The sequence below is a fragment of the Streptomyces agglomeratus genome (genome assembly GCF_001746415.1).
In the GTDB taxonomy this organism is placed as follows: domain Bacteria; phylum Actinomycetota; class Actinomycetes; order Streptomycetales; family Streptomycetaceae; genus Streptomyces; species Streptomyces agglomeratus.
The window spans coordinates 2,973,367-2,993,931 of record NZ_MEHJ01000001.1; the positions used below are offsets into that span (position 1 = coordinate 2,973,367).

A 20,565-nucleotide genomic window follows, 5' to 3' on the forward strand; every position below is an offset into this window, starting at 1 on the left:
CGGCGGCGTGGCTGTCATGGCGAGGCTCCTCAGCGCAGCTTGGGGTCGAGGGCGTCGCGCACCGCGTCGCCGAGCATGATGAAGGCGAGCACCGTGACCGCGAGCGCGCCCGCCGGCCACAGCAGCATGTGCGGGGCGTTGCGGACGTACGGCGAGGCGGCGGAGAGATCGATGCCCCAGGACACGGTCGGCGGCTTCAGACCGACGCCGAGGTACGAGAGGGTCGCCTCCAGGGAGATGTACGTACCGAGGGCGATGGTGGCCACGACGATGACCGGGGCGACAGCGTTGGGCGTGACGTGCCGCAGCAGCATCCGCGCGTTGCTCGCGCCGAGCGCGCGCGCCGCCTGCACGTAGTCGTGGTGCTTGGCGGTGATGACGGAGCCGCGTGCGATACGGGCGATCTGCGGCCACCCGAGCAGCACGATGAACCCGATCACCGGCCAGACGGTGGTGCTGGTGATGACGGAGAGGAAGACGAGGCCGCCGAGTACGACGGGGATGCCGAAGAAGACGTCGGTGATGCGGGACAGCAGCGCGTCCCACGCGCCCCCGAAGAAGCCGGCGAGTCCGCCGAGGACGCTGCCGAGCAGAGCCACGCCGAGCGTCGCGCAGACGCCGACGGTCACCGAGGTCCTGGCGCCGTAGACGGTCCGGGTGTAGACGTCGCAGCCCTGGCCGTCGAAGCCGAAGGGGTGGCCGGGCTGGGAGCCCTGCTGCGCCCTGGCGAGGTCGCAGTGGAGCGGGTTGCCGCTCGCGATGAGGGACGGCCAGACCGAGATGACGACGAGGAAGACGATGACGATTCCGGAGACGACGAAGACGGGATTGCGGCGCAGGTCGTGCCAGGCGTCGGACCAGAGGCTGCGGGCCCGTCCGCCGGAGACGGCTGAGAGGTCCGGCCCGGCGGGGCCGGTGCCCCGCAAGCCTCCCCCGGGCCCCTTCTCCGGCGGGCCCTCGTCCGGGGCAAGATCCGCGCCGGCCCCGGCGCCGGCCACCGGGACCGCCGCGTCGGGTTCGTAGTAGGGCTCAGGCATACCGGATCCTCGGGTCGAGTACGGCGTACAGGATGTCGACGAGCAGGTTCGCCAGCAGGAACACCAGCACCAGGACGGTCACGAAGCCGACGACCGTCTGGGAGCTCTGGCGCAGGATGCCCTGGTAGAGCTGGTAGCCGACGCCGTGGATGTTGAAGATCCGCTCGGTGACGATCGCGCCGCCCATCAGGGCGCCCACGTCCGTACCGATGAAGGTGACGACGGGGATCAGCGAGTTGCGCAGCAGGTGGCGCGAGACGACGCGGCGCCTGGGCAGCCCCTTGGCGACGGCTGTACGGACGTAGTCGGCGCGGGAGTTCTCGGCGACGGAGGTCCGGGTCAGGCGGGTGATGTACGCCAGCGACACGGACGCCAGGACCAGGCCGGGGACCAGCAGCTCGTCGACGGTGGCGTCGGACGAGACGGCGGGCTTGATGATCCCCCATTTCACGCCGAGCAGCAGCTGGAGCAGCAGACCGGTGACGAAGGTCGGAATCGAGATGACGACGAGGGTCATGAGCAGTACGCCCGTGTCGGCGGGCCGGCCGCGGCGCAGTCCGGTGAGCACCCCCAGACTGATGCCGATGACGACCTCGAAGACGACGGCGACGAGGGTCAGCCGGATGGTGACGGGGAAGGCAGTCCCCATGAGTTCGGTGACCTTCTGGCCGTTGAAGGCGGTGCCGAAGTCGCCGGTGAAGACGTTCCCCATGTACGTCAGGTACTGCTGCCACACGGGCTCGTCGAGGCCGAACTCCGCGCGGAGCCGGGCGGCGGTCGCGGGGTCGCACTCCCGGTCGCCGCACAGGCCCGCGATGGGGTCGCCCATGACGTTGACCATCAGGAAGATGAGCAGGGTGGCGCCGAAGAAGACCGGGATCATCTGTAGCAGACGCCGGATCACATAACGTCCCATGGAGGGCTCCTCAGAGGGAAACGCCTACGGGTGGCCCGGCGGTCAGTTGACCGTGATCTCGTTGTAGACGGGGACGCTGAAGGGGTTCAGGGCCACGTTGGAGATCCGGTCGGAGTAGCCGGCGCTGCCGTTCTGGTACCAGAGCGGGATGGCGGCCATCTCGTCGCGTACGACCTTCTCGGCCTCCCTGAACTTCCCGACCGCCTTGGCCGGGTCCGACTCGGCGTTCGCCTCGTCGACGAGCTTGTCGAACTTCTCGCTGGACCACTTGCCGTCGTTGGACGAGGCGTTCGTGTAGTACAGCGGCTGGAGGAAGTTCTGGATCAGCGGGTAGTCCATCTGCCAGCCGGCCCGGAAGGGGCCCGCCATCTTGCGGTCGACGATCTGGCTGCGGTAGTCGGCGAAGGTGCCGACGGGCGCGCCCGTGCACGCCCGATCGTTGCCGAGCGCGTTGTTGATGCTGTTGCAGACGGCGTCGACCCACTCCCGGTGGGAACCGGTGTCCGCGTTGAACGTGATCCGCAGTGTGCCGCCGGGGATGCCGCCGCCCTCGGCGACGAGCTTCTTGGCGCGGGCCGGGTCGAAGTCGCACGCCTTGCCGCACAGCGTGTCGTCGAAGCCGCCCTCCTGCCTGAGGACCGGGGACGTCCAGTCGTGGGCGGGCGTACGGGTCTTCTGGAAGATCGTGTCGGTGATCTGCTGCCGGTTGATCGCCATGGACAGGCCCGTGCGGACCTTCTCCATGCCGTCGGCGTTCCACCGCTCGTCGTAGTACGGGAAGGCGAGGGTCTGGACGATGCCGGCCGGGGTGTTGATGTACCGGTCGCCGAGGTCGGCCCGGACGTTCTTGAGCTGGGAGGCCGGTACGTCGTCGAGGAGGTCGAGGTTGCCCGCGGTGAGATCGGTGTACGCGGTGTTGTTGTCGGTGTAGACCGTGAGGTCCACGCCGCCGTTCCGCGCCTTGTCGGGCCCCGGGTACCGCTCCCACTTGCGCATGCTCATCCGGGAGCCCTTGACGTACGAGTCGACGGTGTACGGGCCGTTGCCGACGGGCTTGGCCAGCCAGGCGTCGTGGTCGTCGAAGAACGCCCTGGGGAGCGGGGCGAAAGCGGCGTAGCCGAGGGTCTCGGGCCAGGTGGAGAACTTCTGGGTGAGCTTGACGGTGAACGTCCGTTGGTCCTTCACCCGCAGGCCGGAGAGGGTTTCGGCGGTGGCTTCACCCTTCTCGGGGTGGACCTTGTCGTAGCCCTCGATGTAGCCGAAGAAGTAGGCGTTGCGCTGGTTGTTCTTCAGGTGCGCGCCGTAGTTCCAGGCGTCGACGAAGGACTTGGCGGTGACCTTCTCGCCGTTGCTGAACGTCCAGCCGTCCTTGATGGTGACGGTGAAGGAGCGCGAGTCCGCGGTGTCGATCTTCTCGGCGAGCATGTCCTTGGCTTCGCCGGTCTTCGGGTCGTACCGCTTGAGGCCGCGGAACAGCATGTCGAGGACCTTGCCGCCCTGCACCTCGTTGGTGTTCGAGGGCTCCAGCGGGTTGTGCGGATCACCCCAGGACGAACTGACCACACCCGCAGCACCGCCGCCGCTGTCACCGCCGCCGCAGGCTGTCGCCGCGAGGGCGACGGCCAGGGCACATGCCATCCACGTGGCACGGGTGGCTCCGCGCATGAGAGTTCCCTCCTAGGCCCTATGCATCACTTCGGGCCATACCACCCCATATCCTGATCCGCCGCACGCTGCGACACCCCATATGGGCACCGGCCGACGCCCGGCGTGGCGCGTCGGGGCCGACCGCCGGCCGGCGGTGCGCCACTGGCGGTGAATCACCGTTATGTCCCTGGAAAACGGTGCGAATTACCGGAATCCCGGGGCGGCAACATTTTCCTCAGATCTTGCTCAACTCGGTGGAGCGGCCCCTTGAAGGCTGATTCCATGTAACCAGAAATCAGCGCAAGGCATTTGACCACGCCTTGCGTCTGTCGTCTTAAAATTGCGGGGGAAGCTGAAATGAAGACGCTGACCAAAAAGACGATGCTGAGCACAACGGCACTTGCATCGGCGGCGCTGACCGTGTTCAGCGCCGGCAGCGCACAGGCAGCCATCAAGCCCGGGACCACCGATGTGGCCAGGGTTTCGAATGCGGGACAGACCATTACGACGGGTCTGGCCGGCATAGACAAGGCACACCAGGACACCTGCAAGGCGGGAGCGGGCTGGAACGCCAGGGTCACATGGAAGCTCGGCAAGGTGACCCGGACCTCCATCAGGGTGAAAAGCGTCAAGATCTCGTACTCGGTGGGAGAAACCCGCAAGCTGGCCGTGGGGTCGGTCGTGCTCGGTCACAACACCGGAGGAACTGTCTTTTCCGACCCCTACCCCTACTCGAACAGGGCAGGTCTGACCACCAGGTCGCACACCATCAACAAGACGGTAAAGGCGACCAAGCGAAAGCCGGGCAGCCTCGGTATCCGCGCTTCACTGATGAATCGCAAGCCGGGAGAAATGCCCTGGTGCACCCCTGACACGTGGCTTTACTTCTACATCAAGCCCAACCGGTAACCAGAAATAAAAGAGGAGTGCCCGGACCGAAACGGTCCGGGCACTCCTTTTTGAGCCTTTTCTCGCGCGGAAGCGGTTACGCCGCGTGGACGACGTCCTTCTCCTCGGCGAAGTGGCACGCCGACTCGTGCGCGGCCGGGGTGTCCGAGGACTTGAAGCGCTCGGGGACCGCCAGCAGCGGCATCTCCTCCGCGCACTTGTCCTGCGCCTTCCAGCAGCGCGTACGGAACCGGCAGCCGGACGGCGGGTTCGCCGGGGACGGGACGTCACCGGTGAGGATGATCCGCTCGCGGCCCTCGCGGGCCTCCGGGTCGGGGACCGGGACCGCCGACAGCAGCGCCTGGGTGTAGGGGTGCGTCGGGTGGTCGTAGATCTGCGTGTCCGTACCGATCTCGGCCATCTTGCCGAGGTACATGACGCCGACCCGGTCCGAGATGTGCCGGACGATCGACAGGTCGTGCGCGATGAAGAGGTAGGACAGGTTGAACTCGTCCTGGAGCTTCTCCATCAGGTTGATGACCTGCGCCTGGACGGACACGTCCAGTGCGGACACCGGCTCGTCGCAGATGATGATCTCGGGCTGGAGCGCGAGGCCGCGGGCGATGCCGATGCGCTGGCGCTGGCCGCCGGAGAACTGGTGCGGGTACCGGTTGATGTACTCGGGGTTCAGGCCCACGACGTCCAGGAGCTCCTGGACCTTGCGGCGCCGGTCGCCCTTGGGCGCGACCTCCGGGTGGATGTCGTACGGCTCACCGATGATGTCGCCCACCGTCATACGGGGGTTGAGCGACGTGTACGGGTCCTGGAACACCATCTGGATGTTGCGGCGTACGGCCTTCAGGGCGCGCCCCGACAGCTTGGTGATGTCCTGGCCCTTGTAGAAGACCTCGCCGGCCGTGGCGGTCTCCAGCGTCATCAGGAGCTTGGCGACCGTGGACTTGCCACAGCCGGACTCGCCGACGATGCCGAGCGTCTCGCCCTGGTACAGGTCGAAGGAGATCCCGTCGACGGCCTTGACCGCGCCGACCTGCTTGCGGAACAGGATGCCCTGGGTCAGCGGGAAGTGCTTCACCAGGTTGCGGACCTGGAGGATCGGCTCACCGCGCTCCACCGGTGCCTCGATCGCCGCCACCGCTTCCTGGGTGGTCGAGGCGTCGACGGTCTCGACCGCGGTGACGTTGGGAGTCGCGTCCACGGCGGCAGCCTCGTCGTTCTTCTTCAGCTCAGCCATGGATCTGCTCCTTCCAGAAGTGGCACGCACTGCCGCGACCGGGCAGCTCGCCACCGTCCCGCTCCGTCACTGGCAGCAGCGCCGGAATGTCCGTGCGGCAGATGTCCTGCGCCTTCGGGCAACGCGGGCTGAAGGCGCAACCGGACGGAATGCGCGTCAGGTTGGGCGGCAGGCCCTTGATGGCGTACAGCTCCTGGCCCTTCTGGTCCAGGCGCGGGATCGAGTCCAGCAGTCCACGCGTGTACGGGTGCGCGGGGCGCTTGTACAGCTCGTGGACCGGCGCGGTCTCGACGATCCGGCCCGCGTACATCACGGCGATCTTGTCCGCGACGTCGGCGACGACGCCGAGGTCGTGGGTGATCAGGATCAGGCCCATGTTGTACTCGCGCTGAAGCTCCGCGAGCAGGTCCATCACCTGGGCCTGGACCGTCACGTCGAGAGCCGTGGTGGGCTCGTCCGCGATGATCAGATCCGGCTCCAGAGCCAGTGCCATCGCGATCATGATGCGCTGGCGCATACCGCCGGAGAACTGGTGCGGGTAGTCGTTGACCCGCTCCTTCGCCGCCGGAATGCGCACGCGGTCCATCAGCTCGATGGCCTTGGCCCTGGCGTCCTTGCGGGACAGCCCTTGGTGCACGCGGTACATCTCGCCGAGCTGATAACCGACGCTGAGCACGGGGTTCAGGGAGGACAGCGCGTCCTGGAAGATCATCGCGATCTTCCGGCCACGGATCTGCCGCCGCTCCTCGCCGGACATCTTGAGCATGTCCCGGCCCCGGAAGAGGATCTCTCCGGAGGAGATGCGACCGGGCGGCATGTCCAGGATGCCCATGATCGTCTGTGCGGTGACGGACTTGCCCGAACCGGACTCCCCGAGGACGGCAAGGGTTTCGCCGGCACTGACGGTGTAGTTCACACCGTTGACCGCCTTGGCGACACCGTCGCGGGTGTGGAACTCCACGTGCAGGTCGCGGACTTCGAGCAGCGGGCCGCCGTCGTCCGCCGGATCGCGCGGAGCGGGAACGTGCGCGGTTTTGTCGATGATAGTCACGTACGCCTCCCTCAGCGCATCTTGGGATCGAGGGCGTTGCGGACCGCATCGCCGAACATCAGGAAGGACAGCACCGTGAGCGAGACCATGACCGACGGGATCATCAGGACGTACGGCGCGTTGCGCAGCTGGTCCTTGGCCGACGAGACGTCAATGCCCCACGAGACGGTGGGCGGGGCGAGCCCGATGCCGAGGAACGACAGCGTGGCCTCGGCCGCGATGTAACCGCCGAGCGCGATGGTCGCGACCACGATCACGGGCGCGATCGCGTTGGGCAGGATGTGCCGGATCAGGATCCGCCAGGTGGAGGCGCCAAGGGCCTTGGCGGCGACCACGTAGTCGGCCTGCTTGATCGTGATGACCGAGCCACGGGCGACCCTGGCTATCTGGGTCCAGCCGAGGAAGGCGAGCGCGAGGATCACGACCCACACCGAGCGCTCTTCGAAGCTGGTCAGGATCACCATGGCGCCGACGATGAACGGAATACCGAAGAACACGTCGGTCAGCCGGGACAGCACGCTGTCCAGCCAGCCACCGAAGTAACCGGCCAGCATGCCGATCAGGCCGCCGAAGAAGGTGACCAGGACGGTCACGACGATGCCGACGGTGATCGACGCACGCGCTCCGTAGATCACCCGGGCGTAGATGGAGCGGCCCTGGGCGTCGTAACCGAACCAGTCGGGGGCGAAGAAGTTGCCCCAGTTCGGGTGCTGGAGGTAGTGCTTCGCCAGGTCGGCGTCGCGCGGTGAGGCACTGGTGAACAGCGACGGGAAGATCGCCATGGCGCCCAGGATCACGATCAGGACCATGGAGACCAGGAAGAGCGGGTTGCGGCGCAGCTCGTGCCAGGCGTCGGACCAGAGGCTGCGCGGCTTGCCGGGGCCGGGGCCGGCTTCCGTGGCGATGGGCGGCGCGGCAGGTACGGGGACCTCCGCGGCCGAGAGCGCGGTCTTGTCAGGCATACCGGATCCTCGGGTCCAGGACCGCGTAGAGCAGGTCGACGAGAAGGCTGGCGGCGAGGTAGACGAGGACGATCAGCGTGACGATGCCGACCACCGTTGCGCCCTCGCGACGGCCCAGGGCTTCGAAGACGGTGAGACCGATGCCCTTGACGTTGAAGACGCCCTCGGTGACGATCGCGCCGCCCATGAGCGTGCCGATGTCGGTGCCGAGGAACGTGACGACGGGGATCATCGAATTGCGCATCAGGTGGACACCGACGATCCTGCGACGCGGCAGGCCCTTGGCGACAGCCGTCCTCATGTAGTCCGCGCGCAGGTTCTCCGCGATGGACGTACGAGTCAGCCGTGCCACGTATGCGAGGGAGAGGGACGCCAGCACCGCGGCCGGCATGATCAGCTCGTCCCAGCTCGCTTCGATGCTCACATTCGGCTCTACCAGTTGCAGCTTGAAGGCGAAGAAGTACTGCACGAGGTAACCCAGCACGAAGGACGGCATGGAGATCAGCAGCAGCGTGAGGAGGAGCAGTCCCCGGTCACGCACGGACTCCGCCTTCAGGCCCGCGATCACACCGAGGGAGATACCGGCGATGACCGTGAAGACGAAAGCGAAGAGCGCGAGCCGGACAGTGACCGGATACGCCTCGGCGATGACATCGGCAACGGGTCGCTGACTGGCGATCTGCTGACCGAAGTCACCCTGGAACAAGTTGAACAGGTAGTTCAGGTACTGCTGCCAGATCGGCTGGTCGAGCCCGTACTTGGCCTTCAGCGACGCGATCTGGGCGGGGTCTACATGCTGTTCACCGGCGAGCGCCTTGACGGGGTCGCCAGGCAGTGCGTACATCATCAGGAAGACCAGAAGGGTCGATCCGATGAATACCGGGATCATCTGGAGCAGTCGTCGTGCGACATAGCGCCCCATGGGTGCCTCCGTGTGGGGATAACTGCGGCCCGGGGGCCGTCTCTTCACAGAGACGACCCCCGGGGCCTCCCGCCGTCGCTGGATGAGCGACGGCGGATGACGGCCAAGTGGGGAAGTAACCCGCAGGCGTACTTACTTGGTGGTGACGGCAGTCAGCTCGAGGTCACCGTGGAAGTCGACCTTGACGTTGTCGACGTCCTTACCGTGGCCGCCGTTGATGCGGTAGTACCAGAGCGGGATGGCCGGCATCTTGTCGACCAGCTTCTTCTCGACCTCCTGGTACGCCGCGACAGACTCCTCCAGGGAGTCGGCCTTGTCGCCCTTCGCCATCAGCGCGTCGATCTGCTTGTCGGCAAAGCGACCGTTGTTGGACTCCGCCTTGGAGTGGTAGAGCTCCTTGAGGAAGTTCACGTTGACCGGGTAGTCGGCCACCCAGCCGCCGCGGTACAGGCCCTTTACCTCGTCGTTGTCGCGCGCTTCGAGGTCGGTCGGGAAGTCCGGCTTCGGGTCGCCGACGCAGTCGACGCCCGTGGCGTTGCGGATGGACTCGCAGACCGCGGTCACCCACTCCTGGTGGCCACCATCGGCGTTGTACTGGATCGAGATCTTGTTCTCGGGGACGCCGCCGCCCTCCTTGACCAGCTTCTTCGCCTTGACCGGGTCGAACTTCAGGATGTCCGACTCGAGCGGCTGGTTACCCTTGACCTGCGGCGGCGTGAAGCTCGTCGCGGGCGTACGGGTGTTGTTCAGGACGGTCTTGGTGATCGTGTCACGGTCGATCGCCATGGACAGACCCTGGAGGACCTTGGGGTCGATGTCCTTGAACGTCTTGGAGTAGAAGGCCGGGACGAGCGTCTGGATCGCCGCGTACTCCTGCTCGATCGCGCCGGAGCCCAGGTCGCTCTTGTACTTCGGAAGGTCCTTGGGACCGACCTGGCGGATCATGTCCAGGTTGCCCGAGAGGACGTCCTGGTAGGCGGCCTCGACGGTGGCGTAGTTCTTGAACTGGATGCCCTTGTTGGCGGCCTTGTTCGGCCCCTGGTAGCCGTCCCAGGCCTGAACCTGGATCAGCTTCTTGTGGGTCCACTTCTCGAACTTGTACGGGCCGTTGCCGATCGGCTTCTGGCCGAACGCCTTCGGGTCGTCGTAGAAGACCTTCGGGAGCGGCGCAAACGTGGCGTAACCGAGCTTGTAGTTGAAGTACGGAACCTTGTCCGTCAGCTCGATGGTGAAGGTCGTGTCGTCCACGGCCTTCAGCCCGGACATCTCCTTGCCCTTCGCCTTGCCCTTCTCGGGGTGGATGTCGGCGTAGCCCTTGATGTCGGAGAACCAGAAGGCGTTCTGCTGGGCGTTGTCCACGTTGGCGTACCAGTTCCACGCGTCGATGTACGACTGCGCGGTCACCGCCTCGCCGTTGTGGAACTTCCAGCCCTTCTTGAGCTTGACCGTCCAGGTCTTGGAGTCCTCGGTCTCGACGGACTCGGCGTTCGTGAGAACGATCTCGCCCTTGCTGTCGAAGTCCAGGAGCTGGGTGAACACCGACTGGATGACGTACGAGCCGTTGGTCTCGTTGGTGTCCGCCGGTATCAGCGGCTTCTGCGGCTCACCGACGTCGATCGAGACGTACCCCTCCGGCTTCCCGGAAGGCTTCTTCTTGCTGTCCGTGTCACTGCCGCCACAGGCGGTCGCAGTCAGGGCGACAACGATCGCACCCGCGACCCACTTGGCGCTCTTGGCACCGCGCATGGGTTCCTCCTCATGAGTCCACTGATTCACTACAAGAGGGGTACGCAGACAGACGCCGACACCCCTGACGGCGATCAGTCGCATGTACCCCGAGTGTGCTCGTGAGTCGACACTCCCCACAGTGCGTGACCCATTGACCCGAGCTCAATGGAGCCAACTATTAAGTACACCCGAGCCGTAAACCACACTTAAAGGGTCTCGGTTTGACAACATCAATGAGGCACACCTGCCCGAATTCCGGACAAAGCGATCCTAGACAGACGCCCGCGAAACGGACTGTTGGCGCAGCTTCCGGAGAGTGACGCCCGGTATCCGAACGATCGACCCCACAAAACGAGTTGACGAAAGGCCCGGCTCCCCGCAGTTTGCGCGGGGAGCCGGGCCTCCGGCCTGACGAAGTGTCGGGAAGGTCAGCGCTTGGCGCGCGAAGCCGTACGGCCGCGCTCCTTCTGGTCCAGGACGACCTTGCGGATACGCACGGTCTCCGGGGTCACCTCGATGCACTCGTCGTCGCGGCAGAACTCCAGCGACTGCTCCAGCGAGAGCTTGCGCGGCGGCACCACGTTCTCCGTGTTGTCCGCGGAAGCCGCACGCATGTTGGTGAGCTTCTTCTCCTTGGTGATGTTCACGTCCATGTCGTCGGAACGCGAGTTCTCACCGATGATCATGCCCTCGTAGACCTCGGTGCCGGCGTCGAGGAAGATGACACCGCGCTCCTGGAGGTTGATCATCGCGAAGGGGGTCACCGTACCGGCGCGGTCGGCCACCAGCGAGCCGTTGTTACGGGTGCGCAGCTCGCCGAACCACGGCTCGTGGCCCTCGAAGATGGAGTGCGCGATGCCCGTACCGCGGGTCTGCGTCAGGAACTCCGTACGGAAGCCGATGAGGCCGCGCGACGGGACGATCCACTCCATGCGGATCCAGCCCGAACCGTGGTTCGTCATGGTCTCCATGCGGCCCTTGCGGGTCGCCATGAGCTGCGTGATGGCGCCGAGGTGCTCCTCGGGCGAGTCGATCGTCATGCGCTCGATCGGCTCGTACTTCTTGCCGTCGACCATCTTGACGACGACCTCGGGCTTGCCGACGGTCAGCTCGAAGCCCTCGCGGCGCATCTGCTCGACCAGGATGGCCAGCGCGAGCTCACCGCGGCCCTGGACCTCCCAGGCGTCGGGGCGCTCGGTGTCCAGGACGCGGAGCGAGACGTTGCCGATGAGCTCCTTGTCCAGGCGGTCCTTCACCTGGCGGGCGGTGACCTTGTGGCCCTTGCCGCCCTTGCCGACCAGCGGCGAGGTGTTGGTACCGATGGTCATGGAGATAGCCGGCTCGTCGACCGTGATGAGCGGCAGCGCGATCGGGTTCTCGGGGTCGGCGAGGGTCTCACCGATCATGATGTCCGGGATACCCGCGATGGCGCAGATGTCGCCCGGACCGGCCTTCTCGGCCGGCTTGCGGGTGAGCGCCTCGGTCATCAGCAGCTCGGTGATGCGGACGTTGGACATCGTGCCGTCACGCTTGATCCACGTGACGGTCTGGCCCTTGCGCAGCTCGCCCTGCTCGACACGGCACAGCGCGATACGGCCGAGGAAGTTGTCGGCGTCGAGGTTGGTGACGTGCGCCTGGAGCGGGGCGGCGTCGTCGTACTCGGGGGCCGGCACGTGCGACAGGATCGTGTCGAAGAACGGCTGGAGGTTCTCGCTGTCGGCCGGGACGGTGCCGTCCTCCGGCTTGGTCAGCGAGGCGACGCCGTCACGGGCGCAGGCGTAGACGATCGGGAACTCGATCTGGTCCTCGTCCGCGTCCAGGTCCAGGAACAGGTCGTAGGTCTCGTTGACGACCTCGTCGATCCGGGAGTCGGGACGGTCCGTCTTGTTGATGCAGAGGATGACGGGCATCCGGGCCTGGAGCGCCTTGCGGAGCACGAAGCGCGTCTGCGGCAGCGGGCCCTCGGAGGCGTCGACCAGCAGGACGACCGCGTCGACCATCGACAGGCCGCGCTCGACCTCACCACCGAAGTCGGCGTGGCCGGGGGTGTCGATGATGTTGATGGTGATGACGTCGCCGCCATCCTTGGGGTGGTACTTGACGGCCGTGTTCTTGGCCAGGATCGTGATGCCCTTCTCACGCTCCAGGTCGTTCGAGTCCATCATGCGGTCGTCGAGGCTCTCGGCGGCGTGCGCGGCGAAGGCGCCCGCCTGCTTGAGCATGGCGTCGACCAGCGTGGTCTTGCCGTGGTCGACGTGGGCGACGATGGCTACGTTACGGATGTCGTGGCGCGTGGGCATGGGTGAGTTGCGCTTCTCTCGATCGTGGGATCGGGCGTCGTATTCGGTTCGTTTCCTCATACGCCCGCCGGGCGGTCGCGCCACGGCTACCCCCCATGGTACGGGGAGTGAGCCGGGCGGGCTTCCCGGGCGATCGGTACCGGCCCCGCGCAACGGCTCCGGGGGTCTGGGGAGCTGCGCCGGGGACGGGTTTTCCGCCGTGCACGCGGGGGTCGGGGTGCGGAGCGGCGCCGGGTCAAGGGGCACACAGCACCTTGCCCGCCGGGGATCCGGCGGGCAAGGGAATTGAGCCAATCCTGAGGGTTCTGACCTGCTAGTTCTTCCCCTGCTTGGGGGTTTCGGCCTTCTTGAAGCCGATGTCCTGATAGCGCGGGGCTGCGAAACCGAAGGCACCGGCGTTGACGATCTCCGGCTTGACGGCCACCAGCTCCGGACGCTGGAAGAGCGGGATGGACCCGGCCGCCGCCCAGATCCGGGCGTCGGCCCGTCTCACCAGGTCGCGGGCGGCCTTCTCGTCCAGTTCCGTCATGGCCTGGTCGAAGAGCTGGTCGATGTGGTCGGTGCCGACGCGCGTGTAGTTCTGCTCCACCACGAGCGACCCGTCGGCGGCCGGCTCCGGCTTGGCGAAGATCGGGCGGGCGTCGGTGGCCGGGTAGGCGGTGGCGGGCCAGGAGTAGAGGGCGAGGTCGTAGTCGCCGGAGGCGATGTGGTCCTTGAAGTAGCTGTCGTCGGGGACCTTGACCATCTCCGTGCGGACCCCGACGCGCTCCAGCATCCCCGAGATCTTCTCCCCGACCGTACGCAGCGACTCCGAGCCGGGGCCCGCCGGAAGTACGAATCGCAGGGTCAGAGCCTTGCCGTCCTTGCCGAGAGGCCCGCGCGCGGCGCCGGGCGCGGCTGGGGCGGCGGTTCCGAGCGGCGCGTAGGCGCCGGCGACCCCGCCCTTCTTCTTGCCGTCGGCGCTGTCCTTGGCGCGGGCGCCCGCCTCGCCGTTCTTCGAGGTGATGAAACGTGCCTGCATGCGCAGCGCCCGGCCCTGGAGGGCCGCGGCGGGCGCCGGGGCCAGGACGTACGTACCGGATTCCGCGGCGGAGGAGCCGCCGGGCTTGGAGTCGCTGCCGGCCGCGCTGTCCGCGGCGCTGCCGCCGTCGCTCTCGTCACCGACGATGTACATGCCCTCGTCGGCCCGGCTTTGCTTGCTCTTCTCCTTCTTTTCCGCCGCGCTGCCCGCCTTCGCCGCGTCCTGCTTGGGTGCCGTCGCCGCGCCGCCCGGCGTCCAGCCCGCGTCCGCGAGCAGCGCCTGGGCCGCCTGCGTGTCCTGGTCGCCCAGTGCGCCGCTGCTGTCGGCGTACGCCTCCTGGCCGGCCAGCGCGAGGTGGCTGCCGAGCGGATCGGCGGGCAGGCCGAGGGGCTTCAGTACGGCCTCGGCGAGCTCGCGGCGGTCGATGGCCCGGGCGACGGCGCGGCGCACCCGGTCGTCGGTGAGGGGGCCGGACGTGCCGTTCAGCGCGAGCTGCGTGTAAGCGGGTTCTAGGGATTTGCGGACGACGAAGCCGCGCAGTGCGCTCTGCTCGTCGGCGTACTCGCGGATCGCCTCGCGCGACTTCTTACGGGCCTCCTGCTCGGCCGCGGCCAGTTCCTCGGACGAGCCGTGGGCGAGTGCCCAGGATCTGAGCGCGGAGGCCGGCGTGACCGTGGCGCCCGGGCCGTGGTTCAGCTGCTGGCCCTTCGCGCCCTTGTCCCGGGCGGCCAGGGCGACGCGGTCGGCGGTGCCGCGGCCGATGTCCGCGATGTCGAGCTCACCGGCGGCGAGGGCGGCGGCGCGCTTGTCGCGCGTCACGGTGCGCAGGACGAGCGTGTCGAGCTTGGAGGGCTGCCCCCACCAGCGGGGGTTGCGCTCCAGCGTGGCCTTGCCGCCGGCGCGGTCCAGCTCCTTGAGCGCGAAGGGGCCCGCCGTCGCGTTGAGCTTGCCGCGGGCCCCGTCGTTGAAGGCATTGGGGCTGCCCATGACGCTCTTCGGGTAGAGCGGCGTGAAGAGCGAGCGCCAGTCCGCGTAGGGCTTGGCGAAGGTGACGCGGACCTCCAGGTCGCTGGCGCCGCGCTCGATCTTCTGGATGCGCTCGTAGCCGGCGTTGCGGGCGGTCCAGTACGCCGTGTCCCGGCCGTTGAGGGCGCGCCACTGCGCCACGAAGTCGGGGGCCCCGATCTCCCGGCCGTCGCTCCACACGGCCTGCTGGTTCAGCTTGTAGAGCACGACCTGCTTGGGCTCGCGCTCGACGATCTCGGCGGACTCCAGGTAGTCGGCGTTGCGCTGCGGGCGGCCGCGCGCGTCGAGCGTGAACAGCGACGGGAGCACGGCGCCCGCGATCCGTCTCGTGGCGGCGTCCGCGTCGGCCTGGAAGGCGTTGAGAGTGGCGGGCGTCGTGTCGACGGCCCAGCGCACGGTGCCGCCGTCGGCGACCTGCTCGCGCCCGGCCGGGGCGATGTCCTGGGGGGCCGTCACCCCCTGCGTGTCGTCGTCGCCCGACGAGCAGCCCGCCAGGGCGGGCAGCCCAAGCACACCGGCGGTGACGAGCGCGAGACAGCGGGCCGCTCGCGCTCGCTGAGGCGTGCGGTGGTTCACCGGGGCTGCCTCCCCGCGTGGGACGCCGACGTGGGACATGGCTGGTACCTCCAGGGCCGGCCCGGCCCATCCCCTGTCGAAATGGGCCCGGTTTTTCACTTATGGCGGCATATGATGGTGATCACATCTATTACCCCCCAACTGAAAAGGACCCCGCGCGTGAGCCGTCGGCGACACGGCGGCAAACCTCCCGAACCCCACCCGTGCGGCCCAACAGAAGGGGGCGCACGAGGGGCCGCGCGCCGAGAATCGCTGCACATCCCTTCACAAGTGGGGACGTGACGCGCGACACTCGCAGGCGCATGAGCGTTACCACGCGCCACCGTGGAAATGAGGGCACCACATGTCCCTGCAAGACGAGCTGGCAGCGGTTCAGCGCTGCCTCGACAGCCTGGTCCAGTCGGTGGAACGGCTGGAGCAGCAGGTCGGCGGCGGCAGCCTGGAGATCAGGCGGGTGCGCACCGACGCCGGCCACCTCCGCGAGAGCCTGGCCCTGCTGAGCGAGGCCGCTCCCACCCTGCGCCGGCCCGAGAAGCGCCCCGACCTGGTGGCCATCTCGGACGACCCGTACAACAGCGCGCTGTGGACCGACTCGGACGACGAGGGCCTCGGCGCACGGGACCGGCACGCGCCCTAGCGGGTACGCACGGCCTCCCGGCACCCGCCCTGTCCCGACTGCCGCTCCATACGGAGTCCCCGTTGGCCACTGGCACAGAACCCCAGCCCCGCACGGGCGACCACGGCGTCCACGACGCCTCACGCGCCGCGATCACCGCCCGGCATCTGCGTACGGACCGCTGGTGGCTGGCCCCCGCGGGGACCGCCGCCGGGCTGCTCGCCTTCATCGTCTACTCGACCTGGCGGGCCTTCGCGAACGCCGACTACTACGCGGCGCCCTACGTCTCGCCGTTCTACTCGCCGTGCCTGGCGGAGAACTGCGTACCGATGAAGGGCGGACCCAACTGGGAGATCTTCGGAAGCTGGTGGGGGCTGTCCCCCGCCCTGCTCATCCTGATCTTCCCGCTCGGCTTCCGGCTGACCTGCTACTACTACCGCAAGGCCTACTACCGGAGTTTCTGGGCCTCGCCCCCGGCCTGCGCGGTCGCCGAAGCGCACAAGACGTACACCGGCGAGACGCGCTTCCCGCTGATCCTCCAGAACATCCACCGGTACTTCTTCTACGCCGCCGTCCCCGTCGCCGGCATCCTCACGTACGACACCGTGCTCGCCTTCCGCGACGAGACGTACGCGTGGGGCCACATGGGTCTGGGCACGATCGTCTTCCTGGTCAACATCGTGCTGATCTGGGCGTACACCTTCTCCTGCCACTCCTGCCGGCACATCGTCGGCGGCCGGCTCAGGCACTTCTCCAAGCACCCGGTGCGCTACCGGCTGTGGGGCTGGGTCGGGAAGCTCAACGCCCGCCACATGCAGCTCGCCTGGGCCTCGCTGATCAGCGTCGCCCTCGCGGACTTCTACGTCTACCTGGTGGCGTCCGGCGTCTTCGACGACCCGCGGCTGTTCTAGACGACTGAATGAAGGGTGTTTGATGACGCAGCTCGAACAGCAGGCGTGGGACGTCGTCGTGGTCGGCGCGGGCGGCGCCGGACTGCGCGCCGCCATCGAGGCGCGGGAGCAGGGCGCCCGTACGGCCGTCATCTGCAAGTCGCTCTTCGGCAAGGCCCACACGGTGATGGCCGAGGGCGGCATCGCCGCGTCCATGGGCAACGTGAACTCCGGCGACAACTGGCAGGTCCACTTCCGCGACACCATGCGCGGCGGCAAGTTCCTCAACCAGTGGCGGATGGCGGAGCTGCACGCGCGCGAGGCACCCGACCGGGTGTGGGAGCTGGAGACCTGGGGCGCGCTGTTCGACCGTACGCCGGACGGGAGGATCTCGCAGCGCAACTTCGGCGGGCACGAGTACCCGCGTCTGGCGCACGTCGGTGACCGGACCGGCCTGGAGCTGATCCGCACGCTCCAGCAGAAGATCGTCGCGCTCCAGCAGGAGGACTTCCGCGAGTTCGGCGACTACGAGGCCCGGTTGAAGGTCTTCCAGGAGTGCACGGTCACCCGCGTCCTGAAGGACGCCGAGGACCGGGTCGCCGGGACCTTCTGCTACGAGCGCGAGTCCGGCCGCTTCTTCGTCCTGGAGGCGCCGGCAGTCGTCCTCGCCACCGGCGGCATCGGCAAGTCCTTCAAGGTGACGTCGAACTCGTGGGAGTACACGGGCGACGGCCACGCGCTGGCGCTCCTCGCGGGCGCGCCGCTGCTCAACATGGAGTTCGTGCAGTTCCACCCGACCGGCATGGTCTGGCCGCCGTCAGTGAAGGGCATCCTCGTCACCGAGTCGGTGCGCGGCGACGGCGGTGTGCTGCGCAACTCCGACGGCAAGCGGTTCATGTTCGACTACATCCCGGACGTCTTCATGGAGAAGTACGCGCAGTCCGAGGAGGAGGGCGACCGCTGGTACGAGGACCCGGACAACAACCGGCGTCCCCCCGAGCTGCTCCCCCGCGACGAGGTCGCGCGCGCCATCAACTCCGAGGTCAAGGCCGGGCGCGGCTCCCCGCACGGCGGCGTCTTCCTCGACGTGTCGACGCGGATGCCGGCCGAGACCATCCGGCGCCGGCTGCCCTCGATGTACCACCAGTTCAAGGAGCTGGCGGACGTCGACATCACCGCCGAGGCGATGGAGGTCGGCCCGACCTGCCACTACGTGATGGGCGGCATCGCCGTCGACTCCGACACCGCCGCCACCCGGGGCGTCCCCGGCCTGTACGCGGCGGGCGAGGTGGCCGGCGGCATGCACGGGTCCAACCGGCTCGGCGGCAACTCGCTCTCCGACCTGCTGGTCTTCGGGCGCCGGGCCGGGCTGCACGCGGCGCAGTACGCCATCGGGTTGGGCGAGCCGGCCGCGCGTCCCCGGCCGGACTCCGCCCAGGTGGACGCGGCGGCGGCCGAGGCGCTGCGCCCCTTCAGCGCGGAGGGCCCGGGGCCGGGGGAGGCGGGCGGCGGCCCGCCCGAGAACCCGTACACGCTCCACCAGGAACTCCAGCAGACGATGAACGACCTGGTCGGCATCATCAGGCGCGAGCCGGAGATGAAGCAGGCCCTGGAGAAGCTGGCCGACCTGCGGGTACGGGCATGGCGGGCCGGGGTCGAGGGCCACCGCCAGTTCAACCCGGGCTGGCACCTCGCGCTGGACCTGCGGAACATGCTGCTGGTCAGCGAGTGCGTGGCCCGGGCGGCGCTGGAGCGTACCGAGAGCCGGGGCGGCCACACCCGCGAGGACTGCCCGGCCATGGAACGGGCCTGGCGCCGGGTCAACCTGCTCTGCCGGCTGACGGACGTGCCGGGCAGCACGGTGCCGGCCGATCCGGTGCAGGGCCGGATCTCGCTCGTACGGGAGACCACCGAGCCCATCCGCCCCGACCTGCTCGGCCTCTTCGAGAAGGAAGAGCTGGTCAAGTACCTCGCCGAAGAGGAGCTCCACTGATGAGCAGCTACACGGCGGCCTTCAGGGTCTGGCGCGGCGACGCGGACGGCGGCGCCCTGGAGGACTTCCGGGTCGAGGTGAACGAGGGCGAGGTCGTCCTCGACATCATCCACCGCCTCCAGGCCACGCAGGCGTCGGATCTGGCCGTGCGGTGGAACTGCAAGGCGGGCAAGTGCGGTTCGTGCAGTGCGGAGATCAACGGGCGGCCGCGGCTGCTGTGCATGACGCGGATGTCGGTCTTCTCGCGCGAGGAGACGATCACCGTCACGCCGCTGCGGGCGTTTCCCGTCGTACGCGACCTGGTGACGGACGTGTCGTTCAACTACGCGAAGGCGCAGGAGGTGCCGGCGTTCGTTCCGCCTCCGGGGGTCGCGGCGGGTGACTACCGGATGCAGCAGATCGACGTGGAGCGTCCGCAGGAGTTCCGCAAGTGCATCGAGTGCTTCCTGTGCCAGGACACCTGCCACGTGGTGCGCGACCACGAGGAGAACAAGGCGTCCTTCGCGGGGCCGCGCTTCCTGATGCGGATCGCCGAGCTGGACATGCATCCGCTGGACGCCGCCGCCGGGGCCGGCGTCGACCGCAAGAAGACCGCGCAGGACGAGCACGGGCTCGGCTACTGCAACATCACCAAGTGCTGCACGGAGGTCTGCCCCGAGAACATCAAGATCACCGACAACGCGCTGATCCCCCTGAAGGAGCGGGCGGCCGACCGCAAGTACGACCCGCTGGTCTGGCTGGGCGACAAGATCTTCCGGCGTACGGAATAGAGGCCCCGCACCCCTCGCTTCACCAGTCGCACGCCGCCGGAGGGCGGCGCGCGTCGACGGACGAGACGACGGGGAACGTACGCATGTGGAACGGTGACGCACTCGATCTGGACGCCTACCTGGCACACGTGGGGTACGAGGGGGACCGCTCCCCCACGCTGGAGACGCTGCGCGCGCTGCACCGCGCGCACGTGCTGGGCGTGCGCTGGGAGAACCTGGACGCGGTGCTGCGCGGGGACGTGCCGCTCGACCTCGCCACGCTGGAGAACAAACTGATACGCAGCCCGCGCGGCGGCTACTGCTTCGAACACGCCTCCCTGTACGCCGCCGCTCTGGAGCGGCTCGGCTTCACGTTCTTCGCGGTGCTGGGCCGGATCAGGATGGGCGCGCCGAAGATGCTCCCGACGACGCACGCGATGCTGATCGTGGAGATCGACGGGCGGCGGTGGCTGAGCGACATCGGTTTCGGGGCGAGCCCGCTGGAGCCGGTCGAGCTGGTGGACGGCCCCGGGGGCAGCGAGACGACGGACGGCGTGTGGGCGTACCGGCTGCGGCGCGGGGAGGTCACGCCGGGCGCGGACGGGTGGACGCTCTACCAGCCGACGGGCGGGCGGGAGGGCGAGAGCGACGACACCGGTGACGGGTGGATGGCGCGGCACACCTTCACGCTCGACCCGCAGTACCCGGTCGACTTCCGTACGGCGAACCACTTCATCGCGACGAGCCCGCACTCGCCGTTCAGCTCCCGCCCCTTCGTCCAGCGGGTGCACCCGGACCGGCTGCACCTCCTGGACAACCGCACGATGACGACGGTGCGGCCGGGGGCGGCCGGCGGACCGGAGGTGCGGGAGCTGGAGCCGCACGAGGTACCGAAGGTCCTGTCGGACGTGTTCGGGATCGACCTGACCCCGGACGACGCGGACCTGCTGCTGACCAAGCTGGTCTGACGCGGGGGCCACGGCGCGGCCCC

16 protein-coding genes are annotated in these 20,565 nt (G+C 68.1%); 6 read left to right on the forward strand and 10 right to left on the reverse strand.

Going from position 1 to position 20,565, the window contains the following annotated elements; all coding sequences use genetic code 11:
* Window positions 1-29: 29 nt before the first annotated feature.
* The 3 genes from AS594_RS12500 to AS594_RS12510 are packed head-to-tail and all read right to left on the reverse strand — an operon-like array spanning window position 30 to window position 3,618.
* Entirely contained in the window at window positions 30-1,037 is a 1,008-nt protein-coding gene (locus AS594_RS12500) for an ABC transporter permease (RefSeq protein ID WP_069927103.1), read from the reverse strand.
* Entirely contained in the window at window positions 1,030-1,953 is a 924-nt protein-coding gene (locus tag AS594_RS12505; RefSeq protein ID WP_069927104.1) for an ABC transporter permease, read from the reverse strand. The genes AS594_RS12500 and AS594_RS12505 overlap by 8 nt, the downstream gene beginning before the upstream one ends.
* 42 nt (window positions 1,954-1,995) lie before the next feature.
* Complete coding sequence (locus AS594_RS12510) at window positions 1,996-3,618, reverse strand: peptide ABC transporter substrate-binding protein (protein ID WP_069927105.1); 1,623 nt, start codon at window positions 3,616-3,618, stop codon at window positions 1,996-1,998.
* Between the two features lie 339 nt (window positions 3,619-3,957).
* Between AS594_RS12510 and AS594_RS12515 the strand changes: the two genes are divergently transcribed.
* On the forward strand, window positions 3,958-4,509 hold the full coding sequence (locus tag AS594_RS12515; protein ID WP_069927106.1) for a hypothetical protein: 552 nt from the start codon (window positions 3,958-3,960) through the stop codon (window positions 4,507-4,509).
* 76 nt (window positions 4,510-4,585) lie between these two features.
* Here the strand turns inward: AS594_RS12515 and AS594_RS12520 are convergent, their stop codons facing one another.
* The 7 genes from AS594_RS12520 to AS594_RS12550 all read right to left on the reverse strand — a co-directional run bounded on the left by AS594_RS12520 (window position 4,586) and on the right by AS594_RS12550 (window position 15,365).
* Window positions 4,586-5,740, reverse strand: coding sequence for an ABC transporter ATP-binding protein (locus AS594_RS12520; protein WP_069927107.1), 1,155 nt, complete (start codon window positions 5,738-5,740; stop codon window positions 4,586-4,588).
* Entirely contained in the window at window positions 5,733-6,791 is a 1,059-nt protein-coding gene (locus tag AS594_RS12525) for an ABC transporter ATP-binding protein (RefSeq protein ID WP_069927108.1), read from the reverse strand. Before AS594_RS12525 ends, AS594_RS12520 begins: the two co-directional genes overlap by 8 nt.
* 11 nt (window positions 6,792-6,802) lie before the next feature.
* Window positions 6,803-7,753 carry an ABC transporter permease gene (locus tag AS594_RS12530; protein ID WP_069927109.1) on the reverse strand — a complete coding sequence of 317 codons (951 nt, stop codon included), beginning with the start codon at window positions 7,751-7,753 and terminating at the stop codon, window positions 6,803-6,805.
* Complete coding sequence (locus tag AS594_RS12535; protein WP_069927110.1) at window positions 7,746-8,675, reverse strand: ABC transporter permease; 930 nt, start codon at window positions 8,673-8,675, stop codon at window positions 7,746-7,748. Before AS594_RS12535 ends, AS594_RS12530 begins: the two co-directional genes overlap by 8 nt.
* Window positions 8,676-8,807: 132 nt before the next feature.
* Window positions 8,808-10,421 (reverse strand): peptide ABC transporter substrate-binding protein, encoded by a 1,614-nt coding sequence (locus AS594_RS12540; RefSeq protein WP_069927111.1) that lies wholly within the window; start codon window positions 10,419-10,421, stop codon window positions 8,808-8,810.
* Between the two features lie 410 nt (window positions 10,422-10,831).
* The gene (gene typA / locus AS594_RS12545; RefSeq protein ID WP_069927112.1) at window positions 10,832-12,703 is read right to left on the reverse strand and encodes a translational GTPase TypA; all 1,872 of its coding nucleotides are present in this window, start codon (window positions 12,701-12,703) and stop codon (window positions 10,832-10,834) included.
* A gap of 313 nt (window positions 12,704-13,016) precedes the next feature.
* Complete coding sequence (locus AS594_RS12550; RefSeq protein ID WP_069927113.1) at window positions 13,017-15,365, reverse strand: ABC transporter family substrate-binding protein; 2,349 nt, start codon at window positions 15,363-15,365, stop codon at window positions 13,017-13,019.
* A gap of 304 nt (window positions 15,366-15,669) precedes the next feature.
* Here AS594_RS12550 and AS594_RS12555 point away from each other — a divergent pair, with 304 nt between their 5' ends.
* The 5 genes from AS594_RS12555 to AS594_RS12575 all read left to right on the forward strand — a co-directional run bounded on the left by AS594_RS12555 (window position 15,670) and on the right by AS594_RS12575 (window position 20,542).
* Window positions 15,670-15,963, forward strand: a complete 294-nt coding sequence (locus AS594_RS12555; RefSeq protein ID WP_069927114.1) for a hypothetical protein — start codon at window positions 15,670-15,672, stop codon at window positions 15,961-15,963.
* A gap of 62 nt (window positions 15,964-16,025) precedes the next feature.
* Complete coding sequence (locus AS594_RS12560; protein WP_069927115.1) at window positions 16,026-16,853, forward strand: hypothetical protein; 828 nt, start codon at window positions 16,026-16,028, stop codon at window positions 16,851-16,853.
* A gap of 22 nt (window positions 16,854-16,875) precedes the next feature.
* Window positions 16,876-18,825, forward strand: coding sequence for a fumarate reductase/succinate dehydrogenase flavoprotein subunit (locus tag AS594_RS12565; protein WP_069932989.1), 1,950 nt, complete (start codon window positions 16,876-16,878; stop codon window positions 18,823-18,825).
* Complete coding sequence (locus AS594_RS12570; protein ID WP_069932988.1) at window positions 18,825-19,595, forward strand: succinate dehydrogenase/fumarate reductase iron-sulfur subunit; 771 nt, start codon at window positions 18,825-18,827, stop codon at window positions 19,593-19,595. Before AS594_RS12565 ends, AS594_RS12570 begins: the two co-directional genes overlap by 1 nt.
* 83 nt (window positions 19,596-19,678) lie before the next feature.
* Complete coding sequence (locus AS594_RS12575) at window positions 19,679-20,542, forward strand: arylamine N-acetyltransferase family protein (RefSeq protein ID WP_069935089.1); 864 nt, start codon at window positions 19,679-19,681, stop codon at window positions 20,540-20,542.
* Window positions 20,543-20,565: the final 23 nt, after the last annotated feature.

What these genes read in the sequence shown, in the direction of transcription:
- AS594_RS12500 (WP_069927103.1), bottom strand. Translation starts at nt 1,037, where the DNA reads ATGCCTGAGCCCTACTACGAACCCGACGCGGCGGTCCCGGTGGCCGGC.
- AS594_RS12505 (WP_069927104.1), bottom strand. Translation starts at nt 1,953, where the DNA reads ATGGGACGTTATGTGATCCGGCGTCTGCTACAGATGATCCCGGTCTTC.
- AS594_RS12510 (WP_069927105.1), bottom strand. Translation starts at nt 3,618, where the DNA reads ATGCGCGGAGCCACCCGTGCCACGTGGATGGCATGTGCCCTGGCCGTC.
- AS594_RS12515 (WP_069927106.1), top strand. Translation starts at nt 3,958, where the DNA reads ATGAAGACGCTGACCAAAAAGACGATGCTGAGCACAACGGCACTTGCA.
- AS594_RS12520 (WP_069927107.1), bottom strand. Translation starts at nt 5,740, where the DNA reads ATGGCTGAGCTGAAGAAGAACGACGAGGCTGCCGCCGTGGACGCGACT.
- AS594_RS12530 (WP_069927109.1), bottom strand. Translation starts at nt 7,753, where the DNA reads ATGCCTGACAAGACCGCGCTCTCGGCCGCGGAGGTCCCCGTACCTGCC.
- AS594_RS12535 (WP_069927110.1), bottom strand. Translation starts at nt 8,675, where the DNA reads ATGGGGCGCTATGTCGCACGACGACTGCTCCAGATGATCCCGGTATTC.
- AS594_RS12540 (WP_069927111.1), bottom strand. Translation starts at nt 10,421, where the DNA reads ATGCGCGGTGCCAAGAGCGCCAAGTGGGTCGCGGGTGCGATCGTTGTC.
- typA (WP_069927112.1), bottom strand. Translation starts at nt 12,703, where the DNA reads ATGCCCACGCGCCACGACATCCGTAACGTAGCCATCGTCGCCCACGTC.
- AS594_RS12550 (WP_069927113.1), bottom strand. Translation starts at nt 15,365, where the DNA reads ATGTCCCACGTCGGCGTCCCACGCGGGGAGGCAGCCCCGGTGAACCAC.
- AS594_RS12555 (WP_069927114.1), top strand. Translation starts at nt 15,670, where the DNA reads ATGTCCCTGCAAGACGAGCTGGCAGCGGTTCAGCGCTGCCTCGACAGC.
- AS594_RS12565 (WP_069932989.1), top strand. Translation starts at nt 16,876, where the DNA reads ATGACGCAGCTCGAACAGCAGGCGTGGGACGTCGTCGTGGTCGGCGCG.
- AS594_RS12570 (WP_069932988.1), top strand. Translation starts at nt 18,825, where the DNA reads ATGAGCAGCTACACGGCGGCCTTCAGGGTCTGGCGCGGCGACGCGGAC.
- AS594_RS12575 (WP_069935089.1), top strand. Translation starts at nt 19,679, where the DNA reads ATGTGGAACGGTGACGCACTCGATCTGGACGCCTACCTGGCACACGTG.